20 protein-coding genes are annotated in these 20517 nt (G+C 63.8%); 6 read left to right on the top strand and 14 right to left on the bottom strand.

The genetic code is table 11. From position 1 onward, the window contains the following. Positions 1–97: 97 nt before the first annotated feature. The 9 genes from EB815_RS27205 to EB815_RS27245 form a co-directional block, all read right to left on the bottom strand. The gene (locus EB815_RS27205; protein WP_056563551.1) at positions 98–565 is read right to left on the bottom strand and encodes a cytochrome c-type biogenesis protein; all 468 of its coding nucleotides are present in this window, start codon (positions 563–565) and stop codon (positions 98–100) included. Further along, a complete protein-coding gene (locus tag EB815_RS27210; protein ID WP_056563554.1) occupies positions 562–2553 on the bottom strand; it encodes a heme lyase CcmF/NrfE family subunit in 1992 nt (663 codons plus the stop codon). Before EB815_RS27210 ends, EB815_RS27205 begins: the two co-directional genes overlap by 4 nt. Positions 2554–2579: 26 nt before the next feature. After that, a complete protein-coding gene (gene ccmE, locus EB815_RS27215; RefSeq protein WP_056563557.1) occupies positions 2580–3023 on the bottom strand; it encodes a cytochrome c maturation protein CcmE in 444 nt (147 codons plus the stop codon). Positions 3024–3031: 8 nt separating this feature from the next. Then, positions 3032–4171 (bottom strand): c-type cytochrome biogenesis protein CcmI, encoded by a 1140-nt coding sequence (gene ccmI / locus EB815_RS27220; RefSeq protein WP_056563561.1) that lies wholly within the window; start codon positions 4169–4171, stop codon positions 3032–3034. A 243-nt stretch (positions 4172–4414) separates the two neighbouring features. Then, positions 4415–4852, bottom strand: coding sequence for a hypothetical protein (locus EB815_RS27225; RefSeq protein WP_056565594.1), 438 nt, complete (start codon positions 4850–4852; stop codon positions 4415–4417). Positions 4853–5039: 187 nt separating this feature from the next. Next, positions 5040–6467: an ATP-binding protein gene (locus EB815_RS27230; RefSeq protein WP_056563564.1), complete on the bottom strand. Its 1428-nt coding sequence runs from the start codon at positions 6465–6467 to the stop codon at positions 5040–5042. Then, positions 6451–7116: a response regulator transcription factor gene (locus tag EB815_RS27235; protein ID WP_056563567.1), complete on the bottom strand. Its 666-nt coding sequence runs from the start codon at positions 7114–7116 to the stop codon at positions 6451–6453. The genes EB815_RS27230 and EB815_RS27235 overlap by 17 nt, the downstream gene beginning before the upstream one ends. A gap of 122 nt (positions 7117–7238) precedes the next feature. After that, positions 7239–7538: a hypothetical protein gene (locus EB815_RS27240; protein ID WP_056563569.1), complete on the bottom strand. Its 300-nt coding sequence runs from the start codon at positions 7536–7538 to the stop codon at positions 7239–7241. 173 nt (positions 7539–7711) lie between these two features. Continuing rightward, positions 7712–8119: a DUF3168 domain-containing protein gene (locus tag EB815_RS27245; protein WP_056565597.1), complete on the bottom strand. Its 408-nt coding sequence runs from the start codon at positions 8117–8119 to the stop codon at positions 7712–7714. Positions 8120–8480: 361 nt separating this feature from the next. Here EB815_RS27245 and EB815_RS27250 point away from each other — a divergent pair, with 361 nt between their 5' ends. Continuing rightward, a complete protein-coding gene (locus EB815_RS27250; RefSeq protein ID WP_056563572.1) occupies positions 8481–9269 on the top strand; it encodes a 2-keto-4-pentenoate hydratase in 789 nt (262 codons plus the stop codon). On the opposite strand, the gene EB815_RS27255 is transcribed toward EB815_RS27250, so the two are convergent. The 5 genes from EB815_RS27255 to EB815_RS27275 all read right to left on the bottom strand — a co-directional run bounded on the left by EB815_RS27255 (position 9266) and on the right by EB815_RS27275 (position 14219). Then, a complete protein-coding gene (locus tag EB815_RS27255) occupies positions 9266–10072 on the bottom strand; it encodes an ABC transporter permease (RefSeq protein WP_056563576.1) in 807 nt (268 codons plus the stop codon). The two genes, EB815_RS27250 and EB815_RS27255, sit on opposite strands and share 4 nt — an antisense overlap. Beyond that, positions 10072–10905: an ABC transporter permease gene (locus EB815_RS27260; RefSeq protein ID WP_056563577.1), complete on the bottom strand. Its 834-nt coding sequence runs from the start codon at positions 10903–10905 to the stop codon at positions 10072–10074. The genes EB815_RS27255 and EB815_RS27260 overlap by 1 nt, the downstream gene beginning before the upstream one ends. Positions 10906–10924: 19 nt before the next feature. Continuing rightward, complete coding sequence (locus EB815_RS27265) at positions 10925–12037, bottom strand: ABC transporter substrate-binding protein (protein WP_056563580.1); 1113 nt, start codon at positions 12035–12037, stop codon at positions 10925–10927. A 69-nt stretch (positions 12038–12106) separates the two neighbouring features. Further along, positions 12107–13201 (bottom strand): ABC transporter ATP-binding protein, encoded by a 1095-nt coding sequence (locus EB815_RS27270; protein WP_056563583.1) that lies wholly within the window; start codon positions 13199–13201, stop codon positions 12107–12109. A gap of 121 nt (positions 13202–13322) precedes the next feature. Further along, a complete protein-coding gene (locus EB815_RS27275; RefSeq protein ID WP_056563585.1) occupies positions 13323–14219 on the bottom strand; it encodes a LysR substrate-binding domain-containing protein in 897 nt (298 codons plus the stop codon). A gap of 76 nt (positions 14220–14295) precedes the next feature. On the opposite strand from EB815_RS27275, the gene EB815_RS27280 reads away from it, so the two are divergent. The 5 genes from EB815_RS27280 (at position 14296) to EB815_RS27300 (ending at position 20458) form a co-directional block, all read left to right on the top strand. Beyond that, the gene (locus EB815_RS27280; protein ID WP_056565600.1) at positions 14296–15882 is read left to right on the top strand and encodes a hypothetical protein; all 1587 of its coding nucleotides are present in this window, start codon (positions 14296–14298) and stop codon (positions 15880–15882) included. A gap of 40 nt (positions 15883–15922) precedes the next feature. Further along, a complete protein-coding gene (locus EB815_RS27285; protein ID WP_056563588.1) occupies positions 15923–16855 on the top strand; it encodes a dimethylarginine dimethylaminohydrolase family protein in 933 nt (310 codons plus the stop codon). Between the two features lie 192 nt (positions 16856–17047). After that, positions 17048–19201: a transglycosylase domain-containing protein gene (locus tag EB815_RS27290; protein WP_056563592.1), complete on the top strand. Its 2154-nt coding sequence runs from the start codon at positions 17048–17050 to the stop codon at positions 19199–19201. 110 nt (positions 19202–19311) lie between these two features. Next, positions 19312–19896 (top strand): DUF1214 domain-containing protein, encoded by a 585-nt coding sequence (locus EB815_RS27295; protein WP_056563595.1) that lies wholly within the window; start codon positions 19312–19314, stop codon positions 19894–19896. Beyond that, the gene (locus EB815_RS27300; RefSeq protein ID WP_056563599.1) at positions 19889–20458 is read left to right on the top strand and encodes a DUF1254 domain-containing protein; all 570 of its coding nucleotides are present in this window, start codon (positions 19889–19891) and stop codon (positions 20456–20458) included. The genes EB815_RS27295 and EB815_RS27300 overlap by 8 nt, the downstream gene beginning before the upstream one ends. Positions 20459–20517 lie beyond the last annotated feature (59 nt).

A 20517-nucleotide genomic window follows, 5' to 3' on the forward strand; every position in this document is an offset into this window, starting at 1 on the left:
TGATCGGCATCCTCGAAGAGAGAATTAGAGCGGCCCACATTACAGCGCCATTTCCGACGCATGAAACTTTGGTAATGTTGGCGGGCGCCAGCAGCCGTCAGTCGCGGCGGAGGATGGCGTCCAATGCCGCCTGTTCATCCGAAGACAGGGACTTGGTCACCAGGACTCTGCGCGACCGTGCGCTGAGTACAATGAAGACGCCCCCGATCAGCAGCAACAGCACAGGCGTGCCCCAAAGCAACGCGTTGCGCAGATCGAAACGCGGCTTCAGCAGCACGAACTCGCCGTAGCGGGACACCACATAGTCCATCACCTGCTGGTCGGTATCGCCGGCGACGAGACGCTGGCGCACCAGGATACGCAGGTCCCGGGCAAGATCGGCATCGGATTCATCGATCGACTGGTTCTGGCAGACCATGCAGCGCAGGCCTTCCGAGAGTGTCCGGGCCCTCGCCTCAAGCACCGGATCGGCCAACATCTCGTCGGGCTTCACCGCCAGCGCCGAGCCGGCGAAGCCGAGCGCCAGCATCAGGACAAGCAATCCGACAGAGAACCTTGCCTTCATGGCAGGCTCGCGGTCGCTGCGGCATCGGCCTGCTTGCGCCGCCGCGACGGCGCGCCGACACGCAAGCGCCTGTCCATCAGCGACATGGCAGCACCCGCCATCATCACCAGGCCGCCGCCCCAGATCAGCGTCACCAGCGGTTTCCACCACAGGCGCACCACCACCGACCCGTCCTTGCCCTCATCGCCGAGCGAAATGTAGAGCTGGGAAAAACCAAGGGTCTTGATACCGGACTCCGTCGTCGTCGTCTGCCGCACCGGATAGAAGCGCTTGGCGGAACTGATCTCGCCGACACGACTGCCGCTGACGCCGATCAGCTCGAAGCGGCCACGATCCTCGCTGTAGTTCGGGCCCTGGGCCGGATAAAGTCCGACGAAACGCAGCGTATGGCCTGACAATTCCACCGTCTCGCCGGCCCGCATGGTAAGGATCTTCTCGGTGCCGAAGGACAGCGTGGCGACAATGCCGAGCAACGTCAGGCCAAGGCCGAGATGGGCCAATGCCGTGCCGAAGACCGAGCGCGGCAGGCCGACGAAGCGCCTGAACATGACGGCCGCTGCAACCGATCCGACACCGGACTTGACGGCAAGGTCGGTAAGGGCTCCGGCGACGAGCCAGACGGCAAGGCCGATGCCGAGGGCGGCGAACACCGAAGCGCCGTCGATAAACAGGCCAGTGACCAGCATCGCAGCCAGCGCCAGCGCGAAGGCAGCCATCAGGCGCTGCGCCGCGGCGAAGACATCGCCACGCTTCCAGGCGAGCAGCGGCCCGAACGGCACAAGGGCCAGAAGCGGCAGCATCAGTGGGCCGAAGGTCAGGTCGAAGAACGGCGCGCCGACCGAGATCTTGCCGCCGGTAAGCGCTTCCAGCGCCAGCGGATAGAGCGTGCCGACGAGCACGGTGGCGGTCGCCGTGGTCAGGAACAGATTGTTGAGGACGAGCGCGCCTTCACGCGAGATTGGATGGAACAGTCCGCCGGCCGTCAACCTTGAGGCGCGCAGCGCGAACAATGCCAGCGAGCCGCCGATGAACAGCGTCAGGATGCACAGGATGAAGACGCCGCGCGTCGGGTCGGTGGCGAAGGCATGCACCGAGGTGAGCACGCCCGAACGCACCAGGAAGGTGCCGAGCAGAGACAGCGAAAAGGTGAGGATGGCGAGCAGCAGCGTCCAGATCTTCAGCGCCGAGCGCTTTTCCATGACGATGGCCGAATGCAGCAGCGCGGTGCCCGCCAGCCACGGCATGAAGGAGGCGTTCTCAACCGGGTCCCAGAACCAGAAACCACCCCAGCCGAGCTCGTAATAGGCCCAATAGGACCCCATCGCGATGCCGCCGGTCAGGAACATCCAGGCGACCAGCGTCCATGGGCGCACCCAGCGCGCCCAGGAAGCATCGATGCGGCCCTCGATAAGGGCGGCGACCGAGAAGGAGAAGCAGATCGAGAAGCCGACATAGCCGAGATAGAGCAGCGGCGGATGAATGGCGAGGCCGAGATCCTGCAGGATCGGGTTGAGATCGCGGCCTTCGATCGGCGCCGGGTTGAGCCGGATGAAAGGATTGGACGTCGCAAGGATGAACAGGAAGAAGGCAGCGCCAATGGCGCCCTGCACGGCCAGCACATTGGCGCGCAGCGTTGCCGGCAGGTTGGAGCCGAAAGCCGCGACAAGGGCACCGAAGAAGGTCAGGATCAGCACCCAGAGCAGCATCGAGCCTTCGTGATTGCCCCAGGTTCCGGTGATCTTGTAGATCAGCGGCTGCAGCGAATGCGAGTTTTCCCAGACGCTCGCCACCGAAAAATCGGAGTTCGCGTAGGCGCCCGCCAGCGCGACGAAGGACAGCGCCGTCAGCGCAAAACCCGTTATCGTGACAGGACCGCCGACAGCCATCAGGCGCTGGTTGTTGAGCCGCGCGCCGAACAGGGGCACGATCGTCTGCACCAGCGAAAGCGCGAACGCCAGGACCAGTGCGAAATGTCCGGTTTCAACCATGATTGACCCCTGCCCTTCCGCCCGACTCACTCACTCTTGCTCTCCTGCCAGACGCCCTTGGCCTTCAGCCCGTCGGCCACCTCCTTGGGCATGTAGCGCTCATCATGCTTGGCCAGCACGCTGTCGGCGACAAAGACCCCGTCCGGGCCAAAAGTGCCTTCGGTGATGACGCCCTGCTCCTCGCGAAAAAGATCAGGCAGGATGCCGGTATAGGTGACCTTGACCGATTTATGCGTGTCGGTGACGGAAAAGGCGACTGTCGCGCCCTGCCCGCGCTGTACGGTGCCTTTTTCGACCAAACCGCCGAGCCGGATGCGCTGGCCGGGCTGGACACTGGCGGTGGTGAGGTCCGCCGGCATGTAGAAATAGGACGCCTTTTGGCCAAGCGCGTAGAAGGTCAGACCGGTGGCGGCGCCCAGGAAAGCCAACCCACCGACAATCACCGACAACCGCTTCTGCTTGCGTGTCATGACACGTTCTACTCCGTCGCCGCCAGGCCGAGCGAGGCGGCAAAGGCGGTGAATTTCTTGGCTTCATCACTGCCGGCGCCAAAGACGGCAATGGCGCGCCCCAGCGCCCCGCGCGCCTGATCGGCCTTGCCCAGCACGACATAGGAACGAACGAGCCGCATCCATCCTTCCGGGTCACGCGGATTTTGCCGCAGTTTTTCATCGAGGCCGGCGACCATCGTGTTGATCATGGCTTCACGATCCTGCGGCGACATGGACGAAGCCGCGTCGACATCCACGGCTTCGGGGCCTTTCGCGTCCGCGCCGGAAGCGACTTCGGGGCTGGCGGCCTTGGCCAGCGCCTGCTCGACGGCGTCGCGCCAAGGCGAGTCGGGCGGCAAGGTGCCAAGCATGGTTTGCCAGGCCGTCACCGCGTCCTTGTTTCGCCCCTCCTGCGCCAAGGCCATGGCCAGATAGAAGCTGGCTTTCGCGTTGGCCGGATCGAGCTTGAGCGCCGCCTCGAAGGCATCCTGGGCATCGGCGGAAACAATGCCGCCCGCCGCACCGGCGATCGCCTCGCCGAGGCCGGCCTGGCGAACCGCGCTGTCTCCGTCGAGGCGGATGGCGTTGCGGTACGCCGCCACCGCCTCGGAAAAGCGCTGCATACGCAGATAGATCGGGGCCAGCACATCCCATCCCCGGCCGTCGGAAGGATTGGCGGCAAGGTGAGCCTCGGCCCGCGCAACCAGTTCGTCGACCGAGCTGTCGGCCGGATTCTTGGTCAACCGCTCGCTGAGCGGCTGCGACGGCAAATCGGGCGAGCCAATCTGGCTGTAGAGACCCCAGCTGACCAGCGGTACAGCCAGCACGGCCACTGTCGCGACAAGTCTTGCGTTGAAAAAAGCATGCCCGGCCGTCGTCTTGCCGGCCGCATCCGCATTGTCGAGGCGAAGGATGCGGCGCGCGATCTCGGCGCGCGCCTCGGACGCCTCAGCCGGCTGGATCAAGCCGCGTGCGACATCACGGTCAAGCTCGGACAATTGATCGCGATAGACTTCCAGATCGTGATCGCCGCTCGACGACGCGCCCCTGGCGCCTCCGGCCAGCGGCAGCAGCACCGCCAGGCTCGCACCGAGCGTCAGTATCGCGGCTATGACCCAGAACAGCATGGTTCTTCCAATAACGGCAGAGCCTTGCCCTGCCAACACGGGCATCCTGCGACGCTTTGACGGTCGGTGCGCCGAATGTCCTTGATGGACATCAACCGGCCAGATTCCAATCGGAGCCGATCCGATCTTTGTTTTGTTCGTGTCGTTGTCCCAAACCGCCGCGCGCTTTGGGCGACATGCATCTACGCCTTATGCATGCCGTTGTCCCAAAACCGCTGCGCACTTTTGGGCGGCATGCAGCTCTCAGGTCAGCGGCGTCCAGCTGCCGTCGGCGTTGCGGCAAGCGGTTCCGCGCGCCGTGACGCCGGCTCCACCAGTGAAGACGGTCTGCGTGTACTGGCGGCAATCCTGCGAACCGACGCGATAGGGTTGGGCCGGAACGACTTCGCCATAGCGGGATGCCTGATCGCCCTTCCACGCCACCTTCTGGCCGCTCGTCGTATATTCGAGCGCCTTGTATTCCGCCTCGAGAGCGCTGCGCTTTTCGGATTCACTGAGGCCGGCGCCGATCGAACCGCCAATGAGACCGCCACCCATCGCCGAAATGATCGATTTGGTAACCTTGCCACTCGCCGGAGGCGTCGACGCCGGTGTCGGCGCCAACGTCGGGCCCTTGCCGCTCAAGGTGGTGCAGCCGGACACGGCCAGGAGGGCGGAAACGAGCGCGACGCGAATCTTCATGCCAACAACCGATTTTCTTGAATTGGAGCCTGCCATGGATGCGCCGGGGGCCGCGTCATCGGAGAAGTAGGCGTGGCCATAGTATTGATATTTGTCGGAAATTTGGCCGCTGCAGACCGCTCCGGGATCAATCGATATGCCGCCATGATATGCGCCGTCCATCGCTGCCGATCGGCCCTGAGTAGCATTACTGGAGGCTCCGCAATCGCACCACCGCCTTCAGCCCGCCCATGTCGGACCGTTCGAGCGCCAGTACGCCTCCATACTCGTTGATAAGGTCGGCGACAATGGCAAGCCCCAGACCTGTTCCCGGTTTTGTCTCGTCCAGGCGCCTTCCGCGCTTCAGCGCGTCGCGCGCCTTGTCCTCGGGGATGCCCGGGCCGTCATCCTCGATGATGATCTCGAAAAAAATGTCATCCTTGCCGGCCAGGGACGCAACCGAGACCGACACGGCGCTTTTTGCCCATTTCATCGCATTTTCGAGAAGATTGCCAAGCAGTTCCTCAAGGTCCTCGCGCTCTCCGGCAAAGACGATCTCGGTGGCCGGCAGCGACAGCGACAGGCCGGTCTGCGGGTTGAGCTTCTGCAAGACCCGCACCATGCGCTGGACCAGCGGCGCCACCGGCGTGCGATAGACGACGCTGTCGCGCTGCGCAGCGACGCGGGCGCGCTGCAGGTAATGGTCGACCTGCTTCTGCATCGAGGCGGCCTGTTCGGCGATCAATTGTCCCTTGGCGCCGCCAAGCGCCCTACCCTCGTTGAGCAGCACGGCAAGCGGCGTCTTCAGCGAATGGGCGAGATTGCCGACCTGGGTTCGCGAGCGCTCGACGATGCGTCTGTTGTTCTCGATCAAGGCGTTGGTTTCGTTGGCCAACGGTTCGATCTCAGCCGGGAAGCGGCCGTCGAGCCTCTGTGCGGTGCCCTCGCGCACCATGGCAAGCGCGTTCCTGACCCTGCGCAGCGGCTGCAAGCCGAGCAGAATGGCGATCGCGTTGATCGCGATCATGCCGACGCCGAACAGGCTGAGATAGGTCAGCAGGCGGCGCTGGAAGGTGGCGATCTCCTGTTCGAGTTCGCTCTGGTTGCCCATGACACGAAACCGCGCGGCGCGGTTCTTGGCGTCGAGGACGAATTCGCTCTCGAACACTTCGAGTTGCTCGCCGTCAATGCCTTCGGCCGCATAGCTGCGCTGGAAGCTGGCATTGAAGGGCACCTCGGCCACGCTCGGCGACGGGATCTTGCTTGTCATCGACGACGAGTGAAGGTCGCCATGCACACCTTCCGAGGCAGGCTCAACCGACCAGTACCAGCCCGAATTCGGCTCCGAAAAGCGGAGGTCTCCGAGGTCGGGAGCACCGGTGAGCGCTCCCGTGTCTGAAATCCCGATGGAACCGATCAGGTTGAACAGATGCGCCGACAAAAGGCTGTCGAAGCCACGCTCGCTGGCCTGGCGATAGAGCGTGGTGATCAGGGTGAAGATGACGACAAGGGTCAGGATCGCCCATACAGTGGAAAAGGCGATCACGCGGAACGTCAGCGAACGCGGCCACAAACGCAGCGAAAGCGGCGCCCTTGCGGTTGGTTTGATCGGTTCCGAGTTACGCCTCCGGCTCACGCATGCGGTAGCCCATGCCACGCACGGTTTCGATCATGTCGATGCCCATCTTCTTTCGCAACCGCCCGACAAATACCTCGATGGTGTTGGAATCGCGGTCGAAATCCTGGTCGTAGAGATGCTCGACCAGTTCGGTGCGCGAAACGACCTCGCCCATATGGTGCATCAGATAGGCAAGCAGGCGGAATTCGTGCGAGGTCAGCTTCAGCGGCACGCCGTCGACATCGGCCTTCGACGCCTTGGTATCGAGGCGCAGCGGCCCGCAGGTGAGCTCCGACGAGGCATGGCCGGCGGCGCGGCGGATCAGCGCCCTGACCCTCGCCAGCACCTCCTCGATATGGAACGGCTTGGTGACATAGTCGTCCGCGCCGGCATCGATGCCGGAGACCTTGTCGCTCCAGCGGTCGCGCGCCGTCAGGATCAGCACGGGCATCTTGCGGCCGCCTCGGCGCCAGCGCTCGACCACGCTGATGCCGTCCATCTGCGGCAGGCCAATGTCGAGCACGACGGCATCGTAGGGTTCGGTATCGCCGAGGAAATGGCCTTCCTCGCCGTCAAAGGCGCGGTCGACGACATAGCCGGCGTCGACCAGCGCGTCGGCTATCTGCCTGTTGAGATCCTTGTCATCCTCGACGACGAGTACGCGCATGCGGAGATCGACACCTGTTGAAGAGTTCGCTCAGATTGAAGACTTGGGCAGATCGAAGACTGGGCAGATATAGGCCGATTCCGGCGGCCTGGGAAACGTGGCCCGTAAGATGGGGCATTGGGTCAGTTTTGCGGGACGACGATCTCGGAACGACGCGGACGCTGCCCGTCCTTGCCTGGTACCAGCACGACAATGACGCAGACCGGCTGGCCGCCTCGTGTCGACTGTGAGGCCTTGGCCAGCGTTCCGCCATTCTGCTCTGCCACCTGCTGGCCGATCGCGTAGCAGTCGGACGCAGCCAGGACGATCGGGCTGGCCTGGTCTGGCGCGATCACCGGCATCGCCATCGCCTGCGACGCGAGCAGCCCGGCAGCACTGAGCGCCAGGGTCGCGGTTCGAAAGAGGGAGCGAAACGTTTTCATGGCCAGCGTTGTAACGCATCGGTGCTGAACGTGAAATGAACAGTGATCGACACGAAAATCATGCCCGATACTCCCCCTGAAACGCGAGACGCCAGATGGTGATTTCGACGCCCAACCCGACGAAATCCCTGAAATGCCAGTCTAGACTCCGTTTCGGTCAGATTGGAAGCGTATCAGGCATTTTCCTGCGTCAGCGCACGAAACCGCAGAAGCCCGTGATGGACAAGGAGATCTTCGTCGTAACGGGCCTCGGTGAATTCGAGCGATAGGCGTGTCTTGCCGCGGCGGCCGACCACCAGCGCGGCGTTGGCAAGGCGGGCCTTGATGGCGGCCATGATGGCAAGGGTTTCGTCTTCGCCATGAGCTTTCGACCAGACGTGCAGCGTGATCAGCTGATCATCGTTGTTCTCGGCACCGGTATCCCAGTCAAAGGCGCTGGTCTGGCCACAAGTCACATAAGGGAACGCGGCATTGTCGGCCGCCCTTTCGAGCAGCCCGGCGCCACCGAGCAGCGCCGACAACGACTTGTCGGTTTTGAGCCTCAGAAAGAGTGCCTGCAGCAAATCGCCGGGCGCTGTCATATTCATTCCTCGAGCTGCTCTGCAACCGACAATGCGTTTCCAAGTCTGCCGGTTTCCCTATGCCTTGCCAGATATAGCGTTGGCTACGGGAAAACGATGGCGATTCGTCATAAGAATTATAAGTGCCGATGATCTCGAAAATACGACTTGCCGACAATCCCACCGATAGACGCGCAAGAGCCAGACCAGGAAGGCGCGCATCAAGCATCTGCGCCGCCCGTCAGGTGGCGCATGAATTTGGTGTCCCGCTTGCCTGATCGCGCGATCTTGCCTCATATGGACCGGTTCACGATGGAATGTTCCTTGCCAGTTCTGGCCGGGCAATGGGGGCATCTTCCGCAGCAGATTCTCGGAGCTGACGATGCTCGATCCAGAAAAGGCCAGAGCCGCGTCCCGGTTGCTGGTCGACCATTGGGACAAGGGCACCCGTCTCGACGCCATACCCCTCGAGTTGCGGCCGCAAACGCGGATCGACGGTTACGCCATCCAGTCGCGTGTGATGGATCGCTCAGCGGCCCCGCTTTTCGGCTGGAAGATTGCAGCAACCAGCCTCGCCGGACAAAGGCATATCAACGTCGACGGCCCGATGGCCGGGCGTCTCATCGCCGAAAAATCGGTCGAGGTTGGCGGCACCGTTTCGCTCGCGACGAGCAAGATGCGCGTGGCGGAAATCGAATTCGCCTTCCGCTTCGGCCACCAGGTGCCACCGCGTTCAGCACCCTATGAAATCGCCGAGGTGATGGATGCCGTGGCGACCTTGCACCCGGCGATCGAAATACCGGACTCACGCTACGATGATTTCTGCGCCGTCGGAGCGCCGCAGCTCATAGCCGACAACGCCTGTGCCAACCTGTTTGTCATCGGCGAGTCGATAGAAGAGGACTGGCGCGACGTGAACCTCGCGGAGCACCCGGTGGTCGGTTTCGTTTCCGGCAAATCGCGGCACGATGGGAAGGGCGCGGCAGTGCTGGGCGACCCTTGGATCGCGCTCACATGGATCGTCAATGAACTGTCGGGCCTGGGCATGGCACTGGAGCCGGGACAGGTGGTGATTACAGGCACCTGCGTGACGCCGATAAGCGTCGAGGCCGGCGACGAAGTGATTGGCGATTTGGGCCGGTTCGGCCGCGTGTCGGTACGGTTTGTCTAGGCTCCGGTGCGCAACCTGACCACGAAGCTGCGGACCGCAAGCACCAGCACTGTGATGATGATCAGGATCACCGACAGGGCCGCGATCGCCGGGTCGATGTTGTCGCGCAGGCCCATCCACATCAGGCGCGGCAGCGTGATGGCATTGACCGAGGTGATGAACAAGGTAACGCCAATCTCTTCCCAGGACAGCACGAAGGACAAAAGCGCCGCGGTGATAATGCCGAACTTGATGTTGGGCATGATGATGCGGGTGGCACGCTCCCAGACACTGGCGCCCAGCCCCCTCGCCGCAAGGTCGATGCGCCGGTCCATCTGGCTGAGCGAGACCAGGATCAGCACCGTGGCGAAGGGTACCGTCATCACCGAATGCGCCATGGCGACGCCGAGCCAGGTGTCATAGCCGAAGAACGAGCTTACGCCTGAGATCGAGGTCAGCAGGAAGTAGAGCGTGATCGCCGAGACCACCGGCGGCACCACCATCGGCAACAGCACGAACCCCACGAGCGCGGCGGTGAAGCGGGGCTGGAACATCCAGACACCGAGGCTGAAGCAGAGCGCCAGCACGGTGGAAATCGCGCTGCTGACGATCCCGATCCGGATCGACAGCAGGATCGACTGGATCCAGCGCGGGTCCTCGATCAGCGATCGATAGTGGCGCAGCGACAGCTCACCCGAAGGCATAGCCAGCATGCGGCTCGGCGTCAGCGACACCGGAATGACGGCGAGCAGCGGCATCAGCAGGAACAGCGCCACCAGAGCGGCGATGACCAGCGAAACGGGCCCGGGGCGATAGGTCGGCATCAGATCAACTGCTTCGGTCTGACATAGCGGAACAGCAGCGCCATCAGCGCGCCCACGAACAGCACCAGCACGACGCTGATCGCAGCCCCCAGCCCCCAGTCCGGGCTCTGGAAAATTCTGAGATAGATCAGTTCGGCGATCATTACGCTGCGGCCGCCACCGAGGATCGCCGGCGTGACGAAGAAGCCGAGCGAGAAGACGAAGACGATCAGCGCCGAGCCTATGATGCCGGAGCGCGTCATCGGCACGAACACCGTCCAGAAGGTGCGCATGCGGCTGGAGCCCAGCCCGCGCGCGGCAAGCAGCACGCGGTCGTCGAGGCTGCGCATGGCCGATGCCAGGGGAAAGACCGCGAAGGGAATGAGGAAATGCGTCATGCCGACGACGACGCCAAACTCGTTGCGCACCAGGGTCAGCGGTTCGGAGATGAAACCAATCGATTGCAGCCAGGTGTTGATCAGGCCCCGATTGGACAAAAGCGCTACCCAGCCGAAGGCGCGGGTCAGCACCGAGATCCAGAATGGCACCAGAATGCAGAACTCGGCGATGAGGCGCTGCGCCGGGCTGCCGCGCACCCAGACCACCGTGATGGCATAGGCTGCGGCGACGGAAACGACAGTGACGATCGCCGCGATGCGCAGCGTGCGGACGAACACCGATTGGACCAGATCGTCGGTGAGCAACGCTTCATACTGGCCAAGCCCCGGCGTCGGCAGAGTAAAACTCCACTTCACAACGCCGAGAAACGGCCAGGCATAGGCCAGGACGAGGAACAGGAGCAGCGGCGCCATCAACAGCGCCGCGCCCATCCTGTCGGAGAGAACGCGCCTCATCTCAGGTCAGCATCCGCTGTCAGGCGGAGATGATCTTGGTGTATTCGTCGAGCGCCGCGCCGTAGTTCTTGGCGTACCACTCCATGTCGAGCGCGATCTGCTTCTTCATGTTCTCGGGATCGACCGGGTTGATGCGCTTCTTGTCGGCGGGGATCAGCGCGTCGGCCGCCGGATTGGCCGGACCCTGGCCGAGTTTTTCGAACATGACGAGCTGCTTTTGCGGATCCTGTGCGCTGGCGATGAACTTCATCGCCGCGTCCTTGCCGCCGGGGTTGTTCTTGAGCACGGCCAACGCGCCGGGCGAGATCAAGCCCTGGTCCCAGATGAACTTGATCTTGCCGCCGGAATCCTGCTCGATCAGCGAAGCGCGGGTCGACCAGACGATGGCCATCGAGGCCTCGCCATTGAGCAGCACGCTCTGGCTCTCGGCGCCGCCGCCCCAGTAAGCGACGACATTTTCCTTGAAGGCGGCGATCTTGTCATGTGCCCGCTTCAGGTCGAGCGGATAGAGCGAAGCCGGCGCGATGCCGTCGGCCAGAAGGGCCGCTTCCCAGCTCGACACGCCCCATTTGTAGAGCGAGCGCTTGCCGGGGAACTTCTTCACGTCGAAGAAGTCGGCCATGCCTGTCGGGGCATCCTTGCCGTATTTTTCTGAATCGTAGGCGATGACATAGGAGAAGAAATAGGTCGAGGCGGCATACTCCCAGCCGAAGCCGGGCCGCATCTTCGTCTTGTCGACGATCTTGTAGTCGATCGGCTCGAGCGCCCCCTGGGCGCCGAGCGTGATGGCCGAGAACGGATCGACGTCGACCAGATCCCAGGTCGGCGCGCCGCTCTTGAACTGCGCCGAAATGGCGCCCTCCGTCGGGCCCGAGCCGTCCATCTTCACGGTGATGCCGGTTTCCTTGGTGAAGGCCTGGCCATAGGCCGCATCATAGGCGGTGATGGCGTCGCCGCCCCAGTTGACCAGCACCAGTTCCTTGGCCTGGGCAAAGGCGCCGGTCGAGCGCAGCAGCATCGGCGTGCCGGCAAGCACGAGGGCCGCCAACTGCGTGAACTGGCGGCGCGAGATCTCGCCGCGTCTGGTCCTTTCGGACAGCGTTTCGATTGCCTGTTTCTTGGTGTCGTTCATGTCAGTTCCCCTTTGTTTTAGTTGATTTCAATCCGGAAGCCGGTGCGGCGGATCAAGCCGCGCCGGCGCTCATTGTCCTCCATCCGGAAGGAGGAAACCCTTTTCCGCCGGCCAGGTCAGCCAGACGGAATTGCCCTTGCTCAGCGCCGCGGCCGCGACCTCGTTCGGCACCGAGACGGTCACTTTCGCGCCTTGCCGCGTGGTCAGGTCGAGCTTGGTCGCCGCACCCATATAGGTCGAGGCAATGGCGGTCGCGGCAATGCCGTTTTCGCCGGCCGCCGCCTCGCGCGCGATCGACATGTGTTCGGGCCGGATCGCCAGGATGGCGTCGCCACGGACTTTCTCGGCCTTGCAGTGCATGCTGACCGCGCGGTCTTCGCAAAGGCCCGTCGAGCCATTGTCGGCGGGCTTGACCCCCTTCAGCGGCAACATGTTGATTTCGCCGAGGAACTCGGCGACGAAGCGGTTGCCCGGCCGGTCATAGACTTCGTCCGGCGCGCCGACCTGCAGCAATTTGCCATGATTGAAGATGGCGACGCGCGAGGACAGCGCCAGCGCCTCGCTCTGGTCGTGGGTGACGAAGACGAAGGTGGTGCCGGTTTCCTGATGCAGGCGCTTCATCTCTGCCTGCATCTGGCCGCGCAGGCTCTTGTCCAGCGCCGAGAACGGCTCGTCGAGCAAAAGCACGCCCGGCTCGAACACCAGCGCCCGGGCCAGCGCCACGCGCTGCTGCTGGCCGCCGGAGAGCTGCGCAGGCAGCTTCTTCTCGTGGCCGATCAGGCCGACGCGCTCGATCATCTCGCCGACGCGCTTCTTGATCTCGGAGGCCGATTTCTTGCGGACCTTGAGCGGGAAAGCGATGTTGGCCTCGACGCTCATATGCGGGAACAGTGCATAGCCCTGGAACACCATGCCGGCGGCGCGCTGCTCGGCCGGGCGGTTGGTGATGTCAGCGCCATCGCTGAGGAGACGGCCCTCGGTCGGCTGCACGAAGCCGGCCAGGATCATCAGGAAGGTGGTCTTGCCCGAGCCGGAGGGACCGAGCAGCGTGAGGAACTCGCCGCGGCCGATATTGAGCGTCAGATTGTCCAACGCACGGAACGAGCCGAAGCTCTTGCCGATCCCGATTGCCTTGATCTCTGCGGCCCGGCCGGGTTGCTGCATCCTGCCTCTTCCTCAGTCCCAGGTGGAAATCGTAGGCAGGCCGACGGCTCACCGCAACCGAATAGTTTTCGCCTGATCGGCAAATTTGATTCACGTCTGGGCGGCTGGCGTCATTTCGCCCTCAATAGGGCTGAATGCGGTTCTCCGAAAGCTTCGACCTCAGCCACCCCGCGAACGCATCCAGCACCGGGTGCGAAGCCTTGGCGTGTTCGGAGACCAGGAAATAGGAGCGCGGCGACTTGATCGCGATGTCGAAGGGCCTGACCAGCCGGCCTTCGCTGAGTGCCCGGCGGCTGGTCAGTTCGTCGCCCATGGCGATGCCCTGGCCGGCAATCGCCGCCGAGAAGACAAGGTTCATGTCGGAAAAGAAGATGCCGCCCTCGGTGTCGGGGTTTTCGACCTTGGACAGGGCCAGCCAGCGCGCCCAATCCTCGGTATCATCGAGATGGAGCAGGTTGGCGCGCAACACGTCCGCCGGCTTCGAAAAGCCGCCGACCTTGTTCAGCAGCGTCGGGCTGCAGAGCGGCGTGAACGAAATTTCGCACAGCAGCTCGGCCATGCGGTTCGGCCAGTTGCCGACGCCAAAGGCGATGAAGGCGTCGGCCTCCGCGTTGCTGACATCGTCGAGCCGCCTGGGCGTCAGGATACGCAGCGCCACATCAGGGTACATCTGCCGGAATTCGCCAATATGGGTGCATAGAAAAAGCGAGGCGAAGCCCGGCGTACAGGAGACGGCGAACGAACCGCCGACGCCGGTGCCGGCATCGCGCGTCACCGCATCTCCGAGAACGGTCAGCGCCTTGCGCACGTCACTGGCATAGCGCTGGCCGCGCGGGGTGAGCGCGACGCCCTTGCCGATGCGCTCAAGCAGATCGAAGCCGAGGTCGCGCTCAAGCAGCCGCAACTGGTGACTTACCGCGCTGCGCGTGAGGTGCAGTTCGTCGGCGGCGCGCCAGACGCTGCCGTGGCGGGCGAAACTGTCGAGGGCGCGCAGCGCCTGTGTGGAGGGAATTCTCAAGAGGTGAACCGAATTTGCACGAACCGGGAAAACATATCACTTTTTGGCGAGCCGCTTCACTGCTTTCTTTGATGCCATGGACAAACCGGTGACGACATCAGCGCAAGCGACCGCGCTTGCCTGCCTCGATGGCATCCAGCCCTCGCTGTCGGAATGGACGCGGACCATTTTCGATTTCGGCGAGACCGCCTGGCGCGAGTACCAGTCGGCCGCCTGGTATGTGGCGCGGCTGAAGCATGAGGGCTTTTCCGTCGAGGAAGGCTCGGGCGGCATGCCGACGGCGTTCTGCGCTCACTGGACGAATGGCGCCGGGCCGACGATCGGCATGTATGCCGAGTACGACGCCGTGCCCGGCAATTGCCAGGACGCGGTGACGGTAAAACAGCCACGGCCCGGCCTTGGCGTCGAGGCCGGCGGCCACACCGATCCGCATTCGGGGCTCGGCATGGCAAGCCTCGGCGGCCTGCTTGCGACCAAGGCGGCCATGCAGCGCCACGGCATTCCAGGCACGCTGCGTTTCACCGGCGAGCCGGCGGAGAAGGTACGCGGCTCCAAGCCGATCCATGCGGCCAGGGGCTACTATGACGGCCTTGCTGGCATGATCTCCTTCCATCCCTTCTACATGCTGCCGCTCTGCAACACGGCGCGTTGGGACACGCATTGCGGCGCTGCCTACGCCATGATCTACCGCTTCGTGTGCGACGAGCCCGAAAACTGGGTTCGCGCGGGCGATGGAGCACCGATCCCGCAGGCGCATTCTGCCGTGCGGGCGCCCGGCGCCAACGACGCGCTGATGACGATGTACATGGCCTCCAAGGCGCTGCGCGATTCCATGTTGCCGCACCAGGGCGGCTGGTCGATAAGCGAGGCGATCCTGACCGCCGGCCAGGCAACCGCCGACAATCTGCCGGCGGGGCTGGCCGAGATCCAGTACATGATCCGCGTCCCGGCCATCGGCATGGCCGAACAGGTCACCGCCGTGCTCGACCGCAACGCCGCGGCCGCCGCCGCGATCAGCGGCTGTCGATACGAGCGCCACTGGGTATCGAAGTCGCGGCCCGGGCTGGCCAATCACGCCATGGCCGGGATCGCCTATGACGCGCTCTCGACGGTCGGAGCACCACACTGGGACGAGCCCGCGAAGGCGGTCGCGCGCGAAATCCAGGTCAATGCCGGTGGCGCGGCAACCGAAAATCCCTTCATCGATGAGCTGGAGAGGCTGATTTCGCCGCAAGAGGCCGAAGCGATCCTGCGCCGCGACCTGCCGCCCTCGCAGGTGAATTCGACCTCCGACGACTACACCGACATGAGCTGGCATGCGCCGACCGCGCGCTTCTATGTCTCGCGCCCGGCGCTGCGCTCGGCGAATGGCCACGCCTATCCCTCCTGGGTGATGAATGCGCTGGGCGGCATTTCCGCCACCATCGACCCGATGGTCACCTGTGCGGCCAAGACGGTCGCGCTGTCGGCGCTGCGCCTGCTCGAAGACGGAAAAGCCCGCGATGCGGCGATGGATGAGTTCGTCACTCGCACCGGCGGCGGCATTGGCGGCGCGAACTGGATCGCGCCGCTCTGCGACTACGAACCACCGATCAATTTCCGCTGGCCGGAATATGTCACCACGGCGCGCGGCCGCGACTGGTGGATCCCAAGCAACGCATGACCCGACCAACCCTTGAGAACAAGCCCACGAGGAGAACACCATGACCGTTCATGATCGCATCGTCGCCGAGCCGTTTTCGCTGCAGCGCCGCAATCCGGCCGGCGGCACCAAGCCGCTGACCGCCTGGGGCTTCGCCAACGAAACCGACGTGCTGACCGACGTGCTGCTCGGATCGCCGAACTTCCTGCGCCATCTGTCGACCAGTTCCCTGTCACGAAAACATTTGCGCGAGGCGCCGTGCAACGTCCAGATCGCGCAGGCGCAGCACAAGGACCTGGTTGCCGCCTATGAGCATTTCGGCGTGAACATCCACTGGCACGAGCCGACGCCGGAACTGCCGATGCAGGTTTATTCCCGCGATTCCAGCGTCATGACGCCCTATGGCGCCATCATCACCGCCATGGCCAACTGGTGGCGGCGCGGCGAGAACTACGCCGCCATCCGCACCTACGAAAAGCTCGGCATCCCGATCTACGACATGGTCACGGCGGGTACCTTCGAGGGCGGCGACTTCAACGTCATCGAGGATGGTGTGGTGCTGATCGGCTGCGGCGGCGCCCGCACGCAGGAGGAAGGCGCTCGCCAGGTACAGGCCTGGTTCGACAAGGAGGGCTGGGAGACGCGCATCGCCTTCATCGACGAATACTATGTCCATATCGACCTGATGGTGGTGCCGATCGCCGAAAAGCTCACCGCGGTCTGCCTCGCCTGCACCGAGCCCGGCATTGTCGACTGGCTGAAGGGCAAGGGCCATGAGATCATCGATGTCCCCTTCCAGGACACGATGGCGCTCGGCTGCAACTTCATGTCGCTCGGCAAGGACCGGGTGATCGCGCCGACCTCCAGCAGGACGCTGATCGAAAAGCTCAAGGCGCGCGGCTTCGAGGTCGCGGCCGTCGACATGAGCGAGATCTCCAAGACCGGTGGCGGCATCCACTGCATGGCGCAGGCCCTGAAGCGCGAAGCGGCCTGAATAGCGCAGGCCTTCCAGGCGGGGCGATCGGTTACGGCCGTTCCCCCGCTCCGCCATCAACAAACCTTGCGGCTGTGTCCTCGCCGCCCTTGTGAGCGTCGGCAAAATGGATGAATAGTCCAAACAGGGCGCCGCCCTGAAATTGCCCGCTTGCGGTTTTCAGGTCGCGCCACAGCCGAGCCGGGTTTTTGAATGGTCAGCCCTGAACCGCGCAAGAGAAGAGGTCCGATCGCCTCCCGCCTTCTGGCGCTGGATGCCTGGATCGATTCCTCGCTCTACGAGATCGGGTTCAAGGCGCGCCAGTTCTGGGAGGCGGCGACAATCTTCTCGCGGCGCTTCCGTCTCAAGGGCTGGCGGCGCGGCATCATCGAGATCTTGAGCGAAGGTTTTACGCTCGGCGCCGGCGGCATCGTGGTCATGCTGGCGCTGGCCATCCCGGCGTTCCAGGATACGGCCGGCGATTGGCGCGCCCAGGGCGATTTCGCCGTCACCTTCCTCGACCGCTATGGCAACGAGATCGGCCAGCGTGGCATCATCCAGCGCGACTCGGTGCCGGTCGACGAGATGCCCGATCACGTCATCAAGGCAGTGCTCGCCACCGAGGATAGGCGTTTCTTCGATCATTACGGCATCGATGTTCTGGGCCTGTCGCGCGCGATTTTCGAGAATGTACGCGCGAACTCGGTCGTCCAGGGCGGCTCCAGCATCACCCAGCAGCTGGCCAAGAACCTGTTCCTGACCAATGAACGGACCTTCGAGCGCAAGATCAAGGAAGCCTTCCTGTCGCTGTGGCTCGAAGCCAATCTGTCGAAGAAGGAAATCCTGCAGCTCTATCTCGACCGCGCCTATATGGGCGGTGGCACGTTCGGCATCGAGGCGGCGGCCGACTTCTATTTCGGCAAGAGCGTCAAGGACCTGAACCTTGCGGAGGCGGCGATGCTGGCCGGCCTGTTCAAGGCGCCGACCAAATACGCACCGCACATCAACCTGCCGGCAGCGCGTGCCCGCGCCAATGTGGTGCTGTCCAACCTGGTCGATTCCGGTTTCATGACCGAAGGCCAGGTGCTGCAGGCAAGGCTGCACCCGGCCGACGTTGTCGATCGCGGCGAGCAGAAGAGCCCCGACTATTTCCTCGACTGGGCCTTCGACGAGGTCAAGAAGATCGCCAAGCCTGGCCAGCACTCGCTGGTTGCCCACACCACCTTCGACGCCAACATCCAGAAGGCGGCGGAAGAGTCCGTCGAGTTCCACCTGCGCCAGTTCGGCAAGGAGTACAACGTCACCGAAGGCGCCGTGGTCGTCATCGAGACCAATGGCGCGGTGCGGGCGATCGTCGGCGGCCGCGACTACGGCGCCAGCCAGTTCAACCGCGCCACCAAGGCGCTGCGCCAGACCGGCTCTTCGTTCAAGCCCTACGTCTACGCCACGGCGATGGAACACGGCTTCACACCGAACTCTGTCATTTCGGGCGGACCGATCAGCTGGGGCAACTGGTCGCCGCACAATTACGGTGGCGAGTCGGCGGGCAACATCACGCTGCTGATGGCGATGGCCAAGTCAATCAACACCGTGCCGGTGCGGCTGGCCAAGGACCATCTCGGCATCGGTCCGATCAAGGCGATGGCGGAATCATTCGGGGTGGAATCGCCGCTGGAGGGTCACAAGACCATGGTGCTCGGCACTTCGGGCATGACCGTGATGGACCAGGCGACGGGCTACAGCGTGTTCGCCCAGAACGGCTTCGTCGGTTCCCGGCACGGCATCACCCAGCTCGTCACCCGCACCGGCGACGTGGTGTATGACTGGACCAAGGATGCGCCGCCGCCACACCGGGTGCTCTCCGAGCAGGCACTGAAATCCATGAACACCATGCTGACGGCAGTACCGGTGATGGGTACGGCGCGGCGTGCCCAGATTCCCAACATCGTCGTCGCCGGCAAGACCGGGACGACGCAATCCTACCGCGATGCCTGGTTCGTCGGCTTCACCGGCAACTACACGGCGGCCGTGTGGCTGGGCAATGATGATTTTACCCCGACCAAGAACATGACCGGCGGCTCGCTGCCGGCGATGGTCTGGCAGCGCCTGATGGTCTACGCGCACCAGAACATCGACCTGAAGCCGATCCCGGGTATCGACAAGCCGTTCGTCGACGAGCAGATCGCGGCCAAGGCCGCGGACGCGCAGAAGAAGAGCGAGGAACAGGCCGCGGCCGAGGCGGCGGCCGAACGCCCGCCGGTGCTGTCGAGCCGGACCACGCAGACGCTGAGGGATATGACCCAGCTGTTCCAATCGGCGCCCAAACTCGACGCACCTACCCCGCCCGAAACGCTTTCGGCACTGTGACATCCGCCCCGGCGCGGGCCAGCCGAGGTGCAAATCCACCACGCCGGCTTGCCACGAGACCCCGCGCCGCGATATCCCCGAACGGCAATCCTTCGCGCACGCGGCCCTTCATGCTCAAGAATGCCTTCCTGATGCTGCTTTCGCTTGCCATAGCCATTGGCGGCGGCGGCGCCAGCGTCTGGTATGCGCTGAAGATCCAGGACGGCGTCGGGGCGATCCGCATCGGCCAATGGACCGCCTTCCCCGACATCGGCACACCGGCCGCCGACCCTTATTCCAAGGCGCGCGTGGCGCGCGAGGGCGTGCTGGCGCTCGGCCGCGCCGAGGGCCTGTCCTTCGTCGCGGAAAATGATGCCGCGGGCGACCAGCTCAAGCGGGAATGCAGCTACAGGATAGAGGGCGGATTTCCGACAGCCCGCTTCTGGACGCTCTACGCCGCCGATCAATCGCTCGGCGTCGTCGAGACCGGCAAGCCGCGGCTTGCGGCCCTTCAGTCCTACGAGGTGCTGCGCCAGGCCGACAATTCGGTGGTCATTTCGGTCAGCCATCACCCGATGCCCGGCAACTGGCTTTTGACCGACGGTTCCGGCCGGATGTACTTCGTCCTGACCTTCTACGACACGCCGATCGCCAGCAGCACCGGCCTGTCGGACGTTTCGCTGCCCAGGATCGTGAAGGCCGGCTGCGATGCGTAATGTCCCAGCCGCGCTGCGCCGTCTTTTCCATGCCGTCCTGCTCGGCCTTGTCGGCGCCGGCATCGTGCACATCGTGGTGCTGCTTCTGGTGCCGGAGTTTTCTGAACGCGACGCCTGGTCGCGCCTGTCCATGGCGTCCGATCTCTACAGAATGAATCGGCTCGATGCCGAGGCGGGCGGCGCGCCGGTGGTGAAATCGGTCGACCCGCTATTCTATGCCACGGCCTGCCGGTTCGACCTGGAGGAAGGAATGGTTCGGATCAAGGCGCCGGGGAACGTCCCCTTCTGGTCGGTCTCGGTCTATGACCGCAGTGGCCATAATGTCTATTCCTTCAACGACCATACGGCGACCGGTGGCAAGCTCGATGCCGTGGTGCTGACGCCAGCCCAGATGATCGATGTGCGCAAGGACCTGCCCGAGGATCTGCAGGGGGCGATCTTCGTCGAGGCGCCGATCGACGAGGGCATCTTCGTCATCCGCAGCTTCGTACCGGACGACAGCTGGAAGCCGATCGTGTCGCGCTTTCTCGATCAGAGTTCCTGCGAACTGCAGGATTTCTAGGCCGGATCGGGGCCTGATATCCGTATCAGAACAGCCGGCAGCGAATGCTGCCTGATGAG

Source organism: Mesorhizobium loti, from assembly GCF_013170705.1.
GTDB classification, from domain to species: domain Bacteria; phylum Pseudomonadota; class Alphaproteobacteria; order Rhizobiales; family Rhizobiaceae; genus Mesorhizobium; species Mesorhizobium loti_D.

Coding starts and splice junctions, on each gene's coding strand:
- EB815_RS27265 (WP_056563580.1), bottom strand. CDS start 12,037: ATGAACGACACCAAGAAACAGGCAATCGAAACGCTGTCCGAAAGGACC.
- EB815_RS27240 (WP_056563569.1), bottom strand. CDS start 7,538: ATGAAAACGTTTCGCTCCCTCTTTCGAACCGCGACCCTGGCGCTCAGT.
- EB815_RS27285 (WP_056563588.1), top strand. CDS start 15,923: ATGACCGTTCATGATCGCATCGTCGCCGAGCCGTTTTCGCTGCAGCGC.
- EB815_RS27245 (WP_056565597.1), bottom strand. CDS start 8,119: ATGACAGCGCCCGGCGATTTGCTGCAGGCACTCTTTCTGAGGCTCAAA.
- EB815_RS27270 (WP_056563583.1), bottom strand. CDS start 13,201: ATGCAGCAACCCGGCCGGGCCGCAGAGATCAAGGCAATCGGGATCGGC.
- EB815_RS27295 (WP_056563595.1), top strand. CDS start 19,312: ATGCTCAAGAATGCCTTCCTGATGCTGCTTTCGCTTGCCATAGCCATT.
- EB815_RS27280 (WP_056565600.1), top strand. CDS start 14,296: ATGGACAAACCGGTGACGACATCAGCGCAAGCGACCGCGCTTGCCTGC.
- EB815_RS27260 (WP_056563577.1), bottom strand. CDS start 10,905: ATGAGGCGCGTTCTCTCCGACAGGATGGGCGCGGCGCTGTTGATGGCG.
- EB815_RS27225 (WP_056565594.1), bottom strand. CDS start 4,852: ATGAAGATTCGCGTCGCGCTCGTTTCCGCCCTCCTGGCCGTGTCCGGC.
- EB815_RS27205 (WP_056563551.1), bottom strand. CDS start 565: ATGAAGGCAAGGTTCTCTGTCGGATTGCTTGTCCTGATGCTGGCGCTC.
- EB815_RS27210 (WP_056563554.1), bottom strand. CDS start 2,553: ATGGTTGAAACCGGACATTTCGCACTGGTCCTGGCGTTCGCGCTTTCG.
- EB815_RS27300 (WP_056563599.1), top strand. CDS start 19,889: ATGCGTAATGTCCCAGCCGCGCTGCGCCGTCTTTTCCATGCCGTCCTG.
- EB815_RS27250 (WP_056563572.1), top strand. CDS start 8,481: ATGCTCGATCCAGAAAAGGCCAGAGCCGCGTCCCGGTTGCTGGTCGAC.
- ccmI (WP_056563561.1), bottom strand. CDS start 4,171: ATGCTGTTCTGGGTCATAGCCGCGATACTGACGCTCGGTGCGAGCCTG.
- EB815_RS27235 (WP_056563567.1), bottom strand. CDS start 7,116: ATGCGCGTACTCGTCGTCGAGGATGACAAGGATCTCAACAGGCAGATA.
- EB815_RS27255 (WP_056563576.1), bottom strand. CDS start 10,072: ATGCCGACCTATCGCCCCGGGCCCGTTTCGCTGGTCATCGCCGCTCTG.
- EB815_RS27290 (WP_056563592.1), top strand. CDS start 17,048: ATGGTCAGCCCTGAACCGCGCAAGAGAAGAGGTCCGATCGCCTCCCGC.
- ccmE (WP_056563557.1), bottom strand. CDS start 3,023: ATGACACGCAAGCAGAAGCGGTTGTCGGTGATTGTCGGTGGGTTGGCT.